This window comes from Streptomyces sp. NPDC051662 (assembly GCF_040681655.1).
Taxonomy (GTDB): domain Bacteria; phylum Actinomycetota; class Actinomycetes; order Streptomycetales; family Streptomycetaceae; genus Streptomyces.
In genome coordinates, this window is record NZ_JBFAZD010000006.1 from 403,604 (window position 1) to 415,273 (window position 11,670).

15 protein-coding genes are annotated in these 11,670 nt (G+C 70.5%); 7 read left to right on the forward strand and 8 right to left on the reverse strand.

What is annotated here, in order from left to right:
* Positions 1–108: 108 nt before the first annotated feature.
* Both AB0M67_RS13775 and AB0M67_RS13780 read right to left on the reverse strand, forming a co-directional pair.
* On the reverse strand, positions 109–1,014 hold the full coding sequence (locus AB0M67_RS13775; RefSeq protein WP_365745559.1) for a PhzF family phenazine biosynthesis isomerase: 906 nt from the start codon (positions 1,012–1,014) through the stop codon (positions 109–111).
* Positions 1,015–1,125: 111 nt separating this feature from the next.
* Complete coding sequence (locus AB0M67_RS13780; protein ID WP_365745522.1) at positions 1,126–1,896, reverse strand: SDR family oxidoreductase; 771 nt, start codon at positions 1,894–1,896, stop codon at positions 1,126–1,128.
* Positions 1,897–2,047: 151 nt separating this feature from the next.
* Between AB0M67_RS13780 and AB0M67_RS13785 the strand changes: the two genes are divergently transcribed.
* Positions 2,048–3,727, forward strand: a complete 1,680-nt coding sequence (locus tag AB0M67_RS13785; protein ID WP_365745523.1) for an alkaline phosphatase D family protein — start codon at positions 2,048–2,050, stop codon at positions 3,725–3,727.
* 8 nt (positions 3,728–3,735) lie between these two features.
* Here the strand turns inward: AB0M67_RS13785 and AB0M67_RS13790 are convergent, their stop codons facing one another.
* Positions 3,736–4,761 (reverse strand): Gfo/Idh/MocA family oxidoreductase, encoded by a 1,026-nt coding sequence (locus AB0M67_RS13790; RefSeq protein WP_365745524.1) that lies wholly within the window; start codon positions 4,759–4,761, stop codon positions 3,736–3,738.
* Positions 4,762–4,866: 105 nt separating this feature from the next.
* Here AB0M67_RS13790 and AB0M67_RS13795 point away from each other — a divergent pair, with 105 nt between their 5' ends.
* Positions 4,867–6,312 (forward strand): Bcr/CflA family efflux MFS transporter, encoded by a 1,446-nt coding sequence (locus AB0M67_RS13795; RefSeq protein ID WP_365745525.1) that lies wholly within the window; start codon positions 4,867–4,869, stop codon positions 6,310–6,312.
* 115 nt (positions 6,313–6,427) lie between these two features.
* Here AB0M67_RS13795 and AB0M67_RS13800 read toward each other — a convergent pair whose 3' ends face one another.
* Positions 6,428–7,873 (reverse strand): hypothetical protein, encoded by a 1,446-nt coding sequence (locus AB0M67_RS13800; protein WP_365745526.1) that lies wholly within the window; start codon positions 7,871–7,873, stop codon positions 6,428–6,430.
* A gap of 199 nt (positions 7,874–8,072) precedes the next feature.
* Here AB0M67_RS13800 and AB0M67_RS13805 point away from each other — a divergent pair, with 199 nt between their 5' ends.
* Positions 8,073–9,077 carry a small ribosomal subunit Rsm22 family protein gene (locus tag AB0M67_RS13805; protein ID WP_365745527.1) on the forward strand — a complete coding sequence of 335 codons (1,005 nt, stop codon included), beginning with the start codon at positions 8,073–8,075 and terminating at the stop codon, positions 9,075–9,077.
* Here the strand turns inward: AB0M67_RS13805 and AB0M67_RS13810 are convergent.
* The 3 genes from AB0M67_RS13810 to AB0M67_RS13820 all read right to left on the reverse strand — a co-directional run bounded on the left by AB0M67_RS13810 (position 9,074) and on the right by AB0M67_RS13820 (position 10,405).
* On the reverse strand, positions 9,074–9,280 hold the full coding sequence (locus AB0M67_RS13810; RefSeq protein WP_365745528.1) for a DUF397 domain-containing protein: 207 nt from the start codon (positions 9,278–9,280) through the stop codon (positions 9,074–9,076). The two genes, AB0M67_RS13805 and AB0M67_RS13810, sit on opposite strands and share 4 nt — an antisense overlap.
* Positions 9,281–9,365: 85 nt before the next feature.
* Positions 9,366–9,575, reverse strand: a complete 210-nt coding sequence (locus tag AB0M67_RS13815; protein ID WP_365745560.1) for a DUF397 domain-containing protein — start codon at positions 9,573–9,575, stop codon at positions 9,366–9,368.
* Positions 9,572–10,405, reverse strand: coding sequence for a helix-turn-helix transcriptional regulator (locus tag AB0M67_RS13820; protein WP_365745529.1), 834 nt, complete (start codon positions 10,403–10,405; stop codon positions 9,572–9,574). Before AB0M67_RS13820 ends, AB0M67_RS13815 begins: the two co-directional genes overlap by 4 nt.
* 116 nt (positions 10,406–10,521) lie before the next feature.
* On the opposite strand from AB0M67_RS13820, the gene AB0M67_RS13825 reads away from it, so the two are divergent.
* The 4 genes from AB0M67_RS13825 to AB0M67_RS13840 all read left to right on the forward strand — a co-directional run bounded on the left by AB0M67_RS13825 (position 10,522) and on the right by AB0M67_RS13840 (position 11,309).
* Positions 10,522–10,677, forward strand: coding sequence for a hypothetical protein (locus tag AB0M67_RS13825; protein WP_365745530.1), 156 nt, complete (start codon positions 10,522–10,524; stop codon positions 10,675–10,677).
* Positions 10,664–10,873: a hypothetical protein gene (locus AB0M67_RS13830; RefSeq protein ID WP_365745531.1), complete on the forward strand. Its 210-nt coding sequence runs from the start codon at positions 10,664–10,666 to the stop codon at positions 10,871–10,873. The genes AB0M67_RS13825 and AB0M67_RS13830 overlap by 14 nt, the downstream gene beginning before the upstream one ends.
* Entirely contained in the window at positions 10,870–11,043 is a 174-nt protein-coding gene (locus AB0M67_RS13835; RefSeq protein WP_365745532.1) for a hypothetical protein, read from the forward strand. The genes AB0M67_RS13830 and AB0M67_RS13835 overlap by 4 nt, the downstream gene beginning before the upstream one ends.
* A 71-nt stretch (positions 11,044–11,114) precedes the next feature.
* Positions 11,115–11,309 carry a hypothetical protein gene (locus AB0M67_RS13840; RefSeq protein WP_365745533.1) on the forward strand — a complete coding sequence of 65 codons (195 nt, stop codon included), beginning with the start codon at positions 11,115–11,117 and terminating at the stop codon, positions 11,307–11,309.
* Between the two features lie 199 nt (positions 11,310–11,508).
* On the opposite strand, the gene AB0M67_RS13845 is transcribed toward AB0M67_RS13840, so the two are convergent.
* Positions 11,509–11,661, reverse strand: a complete 153-nt coding sequence (locus AB0M67_RS13845; protein WP_365745561.1) for a DUF1330 domain-containing protein — start codon at positions 11,659–11,661, stop codon at positions 11,509–11,511.
* Positions 11,662–11,670: the final 9 nt, after the last annotated feature.

An 11,670-nucleotide genomic window follows, 5' to 3' on the forward strand; every position in this document is an offset into this window, starting at 1 on the left:
CGCCGATAGACGGCGTCAATGGGGCTGTTGAAGATCCGTGTCGTTGTCGTCGAGCAGGTCTTGGATACGACGGCGCAGCGCGTCGCGGACGTCGTCGGGGGACAGGACCTAAGGCAGCTCGGGGATCCGGGCGCCCGCGCCGCCCACCCGGACGCGCGGGTCGTCCGGCCGCAGCTCCACCGTCAGCACTCCCGGGCGGCCCATGTCCGCGCCCTGGTGCAGGGTGAGCACCGACTCGTGCGGTACGACGCCGAGTTCACGCGCGTACGCGCCGAACGCCGCCGCCGCGGCCCCCGTCGCCGGATCCTCGACGACACCGCCCACCGGGAACGGGTCGCGGACATGGAAGACGGTCGCCGACTCCCGCCAGACAAGCTGAACGGTCGTCAGATCCAGCCGTGTCATCAGCCTTTCGAGGCGGTCGAAGTCGTACGAGAGATCCGCCAGCCGGGCCCGCGTCGCGGCGGCCAGCACGAGGTGGCGGGCTCCGGCGAAGGCGATACGGGACGGCAGCGCCGGGTCGAGCTCGGTCGCCGGCCAGCGCAGCGCGGCCAGCGCCTCCCGTACGTCCTGGGTGCCCACCTCCGTGACGTAGGGCTCGACGCTGGTGAGCGTGGCCCGCAGCGCGCCGTCCCGCTCGGTGACCGTCACCGGGACGGTCCCGGCGCGGGTCGCGAAGACGAGATCGCCGGGCCCTGTCCGCTCGGCGAGCGCGACGGCGGTGGCGACCGTGGCGTGCCCGCAGAAGGGGACCTCGGCCTTCGGGCTGAAGTACCGGATGGTGAACGCCCGGCCCGGCTCGCCGAGGTCCCGCGGCGGCGCGGTGAGAAAGGCGGTCTCGCTGTAGCCGAGCTCCGCCGCGATCGCGAGCATCGCGTCGTCACCGAGCCCGGCCGCGTCCAGGACGACACCGGCCGGGTTGCCGCCCGCCGGGTCGGTCGAGAACGCGGTGTACCGAAGGACCTCGCCGGGGGTCGCGGGGGAGGCGGACGCGGATGCGGAGTGCGGGCTCATGTTCCGGCCAACAGCGACGGCGGTCCGGCGCATTCCCGCACACCACACGGCGCCCTCGCCCCCCTCTCGCACCCCCGTCGCGCTCCAACCCCCCGCGCCCCCCGCGCTCCCTCAGCCCCGGCCCACGAACGGCATCCCCGTCGCCAGCACCGTCGCGAACTGCACATTCGCCTCCAGCGGCAGCTCCGCCATGTGCAGCACCGTCGTGGCCACATCCGCCACATCCATCACCGGCTCCACCGCCAGCTCACCGTTCGCCTGCATCACCCCCCGCCGCATCCGCTCGGTCATGTCCGTGGCCGCGTTCCCGATGTCGATCTGCCCGCAGGCGATCCGGTACGGACGCCCGTCCAGCGACAGGGACTTGGTGAGTCCGGTCATACCGTGTTTGGTGGCGGTGTAGGCGATCGAGTCCGGGCGGGGCGCGTGGGCGGAGACCGAGCCGTTGTTGATGATCCGGCCGCCCCGCGGGTCCTGCGATTTCATCAGCCGGAAGGCCGCCTGCGCGCACAGGAACGTACCGGTCAGATTCGTGTCCACCACCTTCCGCCAGGCCGAGTACGGCAGATCCTCCAGGGGCACACCGCCGGGGCCGAACGTGCCCGCGTTGTTGAACAGCAGATCGAGACGGCCGTACCGCTCGTCCACCGCCGCGAACAGCGCGTCCACGTCCTCGGGTTTCGACACATCGGTCCGTACCGGCAGCGCGTCGCCCTCCATGGCGTCGGCCGTCTCCGTCAGCTTCTCGGGGTGACGGCCCGCCAGTACCACCGACCAGCCCGCGCCGCTCAGCGCTTTGGCGACCGCGCGTCCGATGCCGGAGCCGGCACCCGTCACCACGGCGATTCGCCCCTTGGTGTTGATGTTCCGCATGGCGTTCATGGTCAGGCAGAGTACGTGCGTTACGTGGGGTAGAACTTGGCCCAGCACGCGGTCCTCATCCAGTCGACATGCGCGAGTTGTGCGCACGACAACGGGGCGTCTTCGCCCTCGACTGCAATGCGAGTGACAGCCGCCGTCAGGGGAGGGGCACATGACACCTGTACTTCGCCACGCACCGGCCGGCCGCACACTCAGCGGCTCCGCACCGGCCGGCACCCACTCTCCCGAACTCAGAGCAGCCGCCGCGCACCTCGGCCGCCGCCGCCTCCTCACCGGCACCGCTGCCGCCGCCGCGCTCGCCTTCGCCGTCAACCTGCCGAGCCCGGGGGTCGCGAGCGCCGCCGAGCTGGACGCCAGGAAGATCACCGAGGATCCGTTCACCCTCGGCGTCGCCTCCGGAGACCCGAGCCCCGGCAGTGTGCTGCTCTGGACCCGCCTCGCGCCGCGCCCGTACGAGCCCGACGGCGGCCTGCCCGCCAACCGGGTCTCCGTACGCTGGGAGCTCGCCCACGACGCGGCCTTCCGCCGGATCGCCAAGCGCGGCGAGACCGACGCGCACCCGGAGTTCCACCACAGCGTGCATGTCGAGGTATCCGGGCTTGAGTCCGGCCGGGTCTACTACTTCCGCTTCCGCACCGGCGGTTGGATCAGCCAGGTCGGCCGCACCCGTACCGCGCCCGCCGCGAACGCCAGGACGAGCACGCTGTCCTTCGCCGCCGTCTCCTGCCAGGCCTACCACGACGGCTACTTCACCGCGTACAAGCACCTCGCGGCCGAGGACCTCGATGTGGTCTTCCATCTCGGCGACTACCTCTACGAGTACGCCGTCAACTCCGTCGGCGGCGCCCGTAACTACCAGGACCGCGAACTGCCCGCGCACTTCAACCGCGAGACGGTCACGCTGGACGACTACCGGATGCGCTACGGCCTCTACAAGTCCGACCCGGATCTGCGGGCCGCGCACGCCGAGCACCCCTTCGTCGTCACCTGGGACGACCACGAGACCGAGAACAACTACGCGGGCGACGTCCCCGAGAACGACGTGCCGCCCGAGGAGTTCCTGCTGCGCCGGGCCTCCGCCTACCGCGCGTACTGGGAGAACCAGCCGCTGCGCGCCCCGCAGCGGCCCGACGGCCCCGATATGCGGCTCTACCGCCGGCTGCGCTTCGGACGGCTGGCGCAGTTCGACATCCTCGACACCCGCCAGTACCGCGACGACCAGGCGTACGGCGACGGCTGGCAGCTGCCGGGCCCGGAGTCCGAGGACCCGGGGCGCACGATGACGGGACCGAACCAGGAGCGGTGGCTGCTGGACGGCTGGAAGAAGTCCACGGCGACCTGGAACGTCGTACCCCAGCAGGTGACCTTCGCCCGCCGCCGCAATCTGCCGACGGCCGACTACAAGCTGTCGATGGACTCTTGGGACGGCTACCCCGGCTCCCGGCAGCGGCTGCTGAACGGCGTCGAGGCAGCCGGAATCAAGAACTTCATGGTGCTGACCGGCGACGTGCACACCGGCTACGCGTACGACCTGAAGAAGGACTGGGACAACCCGGGGTCGCGCACGCTCGGCACCGAGATCGTGGCGACCTCCATCTCCAGCGGCAGGGACGGTACGGACCGGCCCTCCAACTGGGCCACGTTCATGGAGGCCAATCCGCACATGAAGTTCTACAACGGGCGGCGCGGCTATGTGACCGTGACGCTCGGCGAACGGCGGGCGCGGGCGGACTTCAAGACGGTCAAGGTCATCACGACGCCCGGCGCCCCGGTCACGACGGCGGCGTCCTTCGTGACCGAGGTGGGCGACCCGGGGCTGAAGCCGGTCTGACGCGGCGCTCAGGCCACTGCGTCGTCGGCGGGGAAGCGGACGCCGATTCGGTCACGTACCGCGTCGAGCGTCCGCATCACCGCGAGCGTGCCGTCCAGCGGCACCAGCGGGGATTCGGTCACGCCGGCCCGCAGACAGCGCATCACCTCGGCCGCCTCGTACTGGAGGCCGTGCAGCGCGCCGTCGCCGGTGAACTCCTCGGGCTCCGCGCCGTCCCGGTGCAGTACGAACCGCTCCGTCGCGAAGAAACCGGACGGCACCTCGATCCGGCCCGCCGTGCCCGTCACCGTCGCCGTCACCGGAGTCCCGGCCGTCACCGAGCAGGTGAGCAGCGCCGTCGCCCCGGAGTCCCAGCCCAGCAGCATGCCGGTGTTGAGATCGACGCCCTCGGGCGAGAGCAGCGCGTCGGCCTGGACGCGGTCGGGCTCGCCCAGCAGCAGCTGCGCGAAGGAGACGGGATAGACGCCGAGATCGAGCACCGCTCCGCCGCCGAGCGCCGGGTCGCGCAGCCGGTGGGTGGCGTCGAACGGGCCCTGGAGGCCGAAGTCGGCCTGGACGGTACGGATCTCCCCGATCGCGCCGTCCCTGACCAGTTCCGCCAGCCGCAGGATGACGGGGTTGCAGTACATCCACATGGCTTCCATCAGGAAGAGACCGCGCTCCCGGGCGAGCGAGACCAGTTCCCCGGCCTCGCGCGCGTTGAGCGTGAACGCCTTCTCGCACAGCACCGGCTTTCCGGCGGCCAGGGCCAGTCCGGCGGCGGCCCGGTGGGCGGAGTGCGGGGTCGCCACGTAGACGATGTCCACCTCCTCGTCGGCGAGGAGCCCGGCCCAGTCGCCGTACGCCCGGGGGATCCCGAAGCGGCCCGCGAACTCCCGCGCGGACGCTTCGCCGCGCGAGGCCACCGCCACCACCTCGGCGTCCGGCAGCTCCTGTACGTCCGTGGTGAACCGCGCGGCGATCCCGCCCGTCGCCAGCACACCCCACCGGACGGCGCTCCCGGGCGACGTCCCTCGCGACACCTGTTGTGACATCTGTTGTGACACCTGTTGTGACATCTGTCCCGTTGTCATGGCTGCCCCAGATAAAGGTCTCGACGGCCCCCGCTGAGCTGAGAGCATAGGTACGGATTCAACGACATGGAGACAGGAATGCCGGACGGCGGCCGAACCACCGAAGGACGTAACGGACATATAGCACCCGAGCAGCGTCGCTCGGCACCGATTCCGGAACAGCGGCAGGCACCTCCGCACGCCTCGCAGGCGGCGGCGCGGGCCCCGCAGACCCCGCAGACCCCGCAAGCTCCGCAGACCCCGCAAGCGGCCCCGGACGCGCCCCCGCGGGAGCGCGCCGTCGCCGCGCGCCGCGCCGGGCTGCTGGTCACCCTCGTACTCGGCGGGCTCACCGCGCTGCCCCCGCTGTCCATGGACATGTACCTGCCGGCCCTGCCGGAGGTCACCCGCTCGCTGAACTCACCGGCGGCGACGGTTCAGATCACCCTCACCGCCTGTCTGGCGGGCATGGCGCTCGGCCAGATCGTGGTCGGCCCGATGAGCGACAAGTGGGGGCGGCGCCGGCCACTGCTGCTCGGCATGATCGTCTACGTATTCGCCACCGCCCTCTGCGCCCTCGCGCCCACCACCGAACTCCTCATCGGCTTCCGCCTCTTGCAGGGCCTCGCGGGCGCGGCGGGCATCGTGATCGCCCGCGCGGTGGTGCGTGATCTCTACGACGGTGTGGAGATGGCGCGCTTCTTCTCCACCCTGATGCTGATCTCCGGCGTCGCGCCGGTCATCGCCCCGGTCATCGGCGGACAGGTGCTGCGCCTCACCGACTGGCGCGGCATCTTCGCCGTCCTCACGGTGGTCGGTGTCGTCCTCACACTGGTCGTCTGGAAGTGGCTGCACGAGACGCTGCCGCCGGAGAAGCGGCACAGCGGCGGCACCGTCGCGGCGCTGCGTACGATGCGCGGGCTGATCGCGGACCGGGTCTTCACCGGCTACATGCTGGCGGGCGGTCTGGCCTTCGCGGCGCTGTTCGCGTATGTCGCGGCCTCGCCGTTCGTGGTGCAGGAGATCTACGGCGCCTCGCCGCAGACCTTCAGCCTGCTCTTCGGCGTCAACTCCATCGGTCTGATCGCCGTCGGCCAGATCAACGGCAAGGTGCTCGTCGGGCGGGTCAGCATGGACCGCGTGCTGGGCTTCGGGCTGGTGGTCATCACCCTCGCCGCGCTGGCCCTGCTGCTGATGACCTCAGGGGTGTTCGGTTCCGTGGGACTTCTCCCGGTCGCGGTGGCGCTGTTCGTGCTGATGTCCGCGATGGGGCTCGCGATGCCCAACACCAACGCCTCGGCGCTGATGCGGACCCCGCACGCCGCCGGCTCGGCGTCCGCGCTGATCGGTACGTCGTCGTTCCTGATCGGCGCCATCGCCTCGCCGCTGGTGGGGATCGCGGGTGAGGACACGGCCGTTCCGATGGCGGTCGTGCAGCTGGTGTGCGCCGTCGGCTCGCTGGGCTGCTTCCTGGGCTTCGTACGGCCGTGGCGGCACCAGCAGCCGAGGGAGCGCCCGGCCGCCGGCGCCTGATCAGCGCTTCTGATCACCGGTCCTGATCACCGGTCCTGATCACCGGTCCTGCTCGCTGGTCCCGCTCACTGGTCCTGCTCACTGGTTCACGTGCTGTCCGCGCCGGGGCTCTCTCTCAGCCCCGGCGCGGATAGCCGACCAGATGCGGGTGGTTCTTCGAGTCCGTCCAGCGGAAGAGCCCCACTCCCGACGTCTCCGCGCTCGGCAGCCGGACATTGGTCGCCAGGGCCTCGGGCGTGGCGGTCGTCAGATTCACCTTGACCGGGTTCCCGCCGCCCGCCAGCGCGTCCGATGTGTTGCGGGCGCTCACCGCGCCGTACGCCGTGCCGTCGTCCGACACCGTGGTCAGGGTCAGCGGCTGGGTGCCGTCCGTCTCCTCGAAGCAGTACGCCTTCTTCGCGTCCAGGTCGAAGGCGAGCCGCCCCGCGATCAGGAAACGGCCGTCGGGTGAGGCGATGAGACGCGGGTCCTCGGCCGGGGTGATGGCCGGCTTACGGCACCGCACCTGTGCCACGGCCTTGCCCGTCGCCGCGTCGTGCACCGCCCAGACCTCGTGCGTACGGGCGTCCGAGGCGCCCTTCTTCTTCTGCCACTTGGCGAGGATGAAGCCACTCGCCATCGAGGCGGGCACACCCGAGGCGCTGTCGGTGTCCTTCGGCGCGCCCTGCCGGCTGTACCAGCCACCACGTACCCAGAACTCCTTGGCCCCGCTGACCAGCAGCCCCTTCTCGGTGACCCCGCGCACCTCGGTCAGCTTGCGGCACTCCTTGCAGCCCTTGGGGTAGCCGAGCGAGCCCGGCGGGACCTTGACCACCTCGGCGGTCGCCGGATCGATCACCGCGCTGGTGGCCTTGCCGTCGCTGATCAGGATGGCGGGCCCGGCGGCGCTCACCTGCGGCGCGTCAGCCCAGGGAGTCTCGACCCGCCGGCGGCTGCCGTCCGAGGCGTTGTAGATGTCCAGGGAGACGATGGAGTCGGCGGGGCGCAGCGCGTCCGCGCTGAGCCTCCCGTACGACCAGGTGACGAAGTACTCCTGGGCGTCCTTGGTGACGGACAGCAGCCTGGGGAACCGGTCGGGGGCGAACAGCGGTCGCCAGGGCTCCCCGTCCCAGCCGCGCTGCCCGGTCTCGGGGTCGATCGTCCGCAGCCGGAACCTGTCCCCGCCGACCCGCTCCAGATAGGCGAGACGGTTCTCGTCATGGGCGACGGCGACATCGGGGGAGCCGCCGATGATCTCCCAGCCGCGCCCGGTGTCGTACGCGTCGGGAACGCTGAGCCGCGGTGCCCGGTCCAGGACGTTCGTCACGGGCTTCCTTGCCGCGCCGTCGTCCTTCGTCGTGGCGGGCTTGTTCCCGCCGCCACAGGTGGCGAGCAGGAGCAGCAGTGCCAGCACGATGACCCCGCCGACGAGGATCATGCGTACGACCCGCTGCCGTACGGTCCCCTCACCGCCCCCGCGCGAGAAACCGCTCCCGCGCGAGAATCCGCCCCCACGGGAGAAGCGGCCTACGCGGGAGAAACGGCCTCCGCCGGGTACGCCGCCCCGTCGGGGCCCACGCACGAGCCTCAGTTTCATGGTTCCCCTGCTGTCTCACGGCTGTCTTACGAGCCGACTCAAGTTTTCCCCCGTGAGAGCGGCTGCCGGACAAGAAGCGCCAGCGTAGCAACTGAGCCTGTGCCCGCCGCAGTTTGTGTCACCGTTGTGACGGGCCCGCTTCGGCGGGCACGCCCGGGATCGGGCCGCATGTCAGAATTCCACGGTGAACCGCGCCGAGTCTGCCCTCCCCACCGCCGAAGCGCTGCGCGCCGCGCTCGCCGGAGTGCTCGACGGGCTGCCGCCCAAGCAGGCCGCGCAGGCCGTCGAACGGCTGATCACCAACTACCGGGGCACCACTCCGACCGACGCGCCCGTACTCCGTGACCGGTCCGACGTCGCCGCGTACGCCGCGTACCGGATGCCGGCCACCTTCGAGGCGGTACGGGCCGCGCTGGAGGCCCTCGCCGACGCGGCGCCCGGGTGGGCGCCCGGCAGCCACGTCGACGTGGGCGGCGGTACGGGAGCGGCGGTCTGGGCGGCGGACGCGACGTGGGCGGAGCCCCGTACCACCACGGTCCTCGACTGGGCGGAGCCGGCGCTCGCCCTCGGACGCGAACTGGCCGCCGCCTCGGGAGCGCCCGCGCTCCGTGCGGCGGACTGGCGACAGACCAGGATCGACGCGGCGCTGAAGCTCCCGGAGAACGATCTCGTGACGGTCTCGTACGTACTGAAGGAACTCACCGGACGCGATCGCACCGCACTCGTCGCCGAGGCCGCGCGGACCGGGCAGGCCGTGGTGATCGTGGAGCCCGGAACGCCCGATGGCTATCTGCGGATCATCGAGGCCCGCGACCGGCTCATCGCGGCGGGCTACCGTATCGCCGCCCCCTGCCCGCACGACGGCGCGTGCCCGATCGAACGGGGCACGGACTGGTGCCACTTCGCGGCGCGGGTCAGCCGCTCCTCACTGCACCGCCAGGTCAAGGGCGGCTCGCTGCCGTACGAGGACGAGAAGTTCAGCTATGTGGCGGCGGTCCGCTTCGACGCGCACCCGGCGGGAGCCCGGGTGACGCGGAAGCCGCAGATCCGCAAGGGCCAGGTGCTTCTGGACCTGTGCACGAGGGACGACGGCCTGCGCCGCGAGACGGTCACCAAGCGCCACGGCCCGCTCTACCGGGCGGCCAGGGACACGGCCTGGGGCGACACCTGGCCGCCGCAGGAAGGCTAATTGTCGTTGGCCGCGAAGGCGACGAAGTCGTTCCAGGCGGTGGGGGTGAGCAGGAGCACCGGGCCGGTGGGAGTTTTGCTGTCGCGTACGGGGACGATGCCGGAGGGGGCGAAGGTGCGGGTGAACTCGACGCAGTTGCCACCCTGTTGATCGCTGTAGCTGGACTTCTCCCAGTGTGCGCAGGAGAGATCGAATCTGCTCATCGGGTCCAGTCCTCCGTTACCTTGCGCAACCTGACGACGCCGTGTCACTCGTGGGGGAGGCACCGTCCCCTCACGGGTGCGCCGGTTACTGGGTGGGGCGTGCGGCGAAGACGACGAAGTCGTTCCAGGCGGTGGGGGTGAGCAGGAGGACGGGCCCGGTGGGGGACTTGCTGTCGCGTACGGGGACGATGCCGGAGAGGGCGAAGGTGCGGGTGAACTCGACGCACTGGCCCTCATTGTCCGCGCTGTAGCTGGACTTCTCCCATCGCGCACCGGACAGATCGAGTGTCCTCATCGGTTCCATGCCTCCATCACCTTGCGCAACATGTCGACCGACGCTTCTGGAGCGAGTGCGTCGGCACGTAGCCGATCGTAGAGCAGGCTCGCATCCGCCACGAGCTTTCGGGAGTCGGTCACATGACCGAAGCCCGGACTCTCTTGGTAGAGCATGTCCGGCTCGTCGTCCTCGAACTTCAGCAGCGTGAAAGCCAGAGGCCAGGCGGGAGCCCCGGAGCTGAACGGGAGCACCTGAATGGTGAAGCGGGGGGACTCGGCTTCCTTGATCAGATAGGCCATTTGCTCAGCCATGACAGCCGGACTGCCGATCACGCGTCGCAGACAGGACTCGTCCAGGACAACCCACACGAGTGGCGGGTTCTCGCGCACCAGAACCTCACGCCGCTTCAACCGGCGTGCGACCTTCTCCGCAGTCACGTCCAGAGGATCGTGCGGACGGCCCTTCCGGAAGATCGCCTGGGCATAGGCGTTGGTTTGCAAGAGCCCCATGATCAGGCCTGAGCTGAAGTCCAGGACCGAGGATGCATTCTGCTCAAGCAGAAGGTACGGCTCGAACCAGTCCGGATAGCCGCCCTTCTCGGCGCAACGGTCCCGTAGCCGGGCGAACGTACGCGGCGTACCGAAGACTTGATCGCATCCTGCGGCGAACTCCGGGCTTGCCATCCGGTCCCCGGCTTCCACCTTCGCCACGTACTGCTGCCCGTATCGGGCCGGTGCGCCCACCTCGCGCTGGCTCAGCCCCCTGGCCAGCCGCCACTCCCGTACCTCGTTGCCGAAGTAGGCAGCTCCGCTGACCGGTCCCACCGGCCCTTTCAGTTCGTCGGCCATACCTCTTCCTCCTTCACCCCAGGCCCGTTGACGTGCGTTCAACCCTGTTCGGCGAAGGCACGCATGCCGAATCTTGAACACACACAGTAATGCCACGACGACGGAGGGGCGCGCCAATGGCGGAGAGGGAAGCACCGGCCTCGGCCACCGAGGACTACGAGGTGGTCGTGCTGATCCCCGGAGGGGTGCCATGGGAATTCGCCGAGCCGACGGCGGAGTTGGCACGGCGCGTGGAGCGCGGACTGCGGAGGCTGGCCGATGAAGCGAAGTGAGGCGCGCAGGCGTCTGTCGCTGATGATCGCCGCGTACGGGGTGGACGGTTCGCTCGTCGTACCGAATTCCGTGTACGACCCCGGCGCCGAGGGCGCGGACCTCGCTCCCGGGGACGTGCTCAAGTGGCCGCCGTGCGTCTGCGGTCACCCGTCGTGCCCCGACTCGGCACCCCGCCCCGGCGAGGACGAGCGATGACCGTATCCCTACCCGCGCGTGAGCCGGTTCCCGCGACCGGGTGCGACGTGTGCGCGGCGCTCTGCCGACAGCGCGAGGACGCGCGGGCGGTCGGCAACGGTCGCATGGTGCGGGACTGGAACGACGAACTCCGCAATCACCCGCACCGCCGCTCGGGGGACTGGAAATGAGCCCTCGCGCGCGCCCGCGCCCGGGACCGCTTCCTGTGTCACGGCCGGGGCCGGGTGAACTCCGTGTCGGCATGGCCGTGTTCGACCGCCACTACGACATGCCGGCGGAGATCACCGGCTTCGCCGGCCCGATGGTCCTCCTGACACGTCCCACCGGCCTCCGCTGGCGGGTTCACCACATCTCGCTCCGCCCCGCCACGCCGTACGAGGAACGCCAACTCCTCGCGCTCGCGGCCCTCCACAGAACACGCCTGAGAGGCCGCTGAAGCCGTTCTATGCGACTTCGTGAATCCCGAGCCGCCCCCGCCTTGTGGCGCGGGTGACACCGTCCGTCGCTTGGTGACTGTCGAACTGTTCTCCGGTGAAGTAGTGCTGCGCGATCCGAGGCCCTCGGCGTCCGGTGCACCGTCGGACGCCGCGAGCCTTGCCCGGCAACCCTCTCCGGTCAGCGCACCAGCGGCACGGCTAGGCCGGGAGGGAGAAGCCCTCAGGCGGTGCGCCCTCGACGAACAGCATGCCCACCCGGACTTTTTCCTCTCGTATCTCCCGGGCCCGCCGGTACTCGGGGGAGTCGTACCACTCCCGGATCCGGTCCATGTCGGGAAACTCGATGACCACGAACCGGGA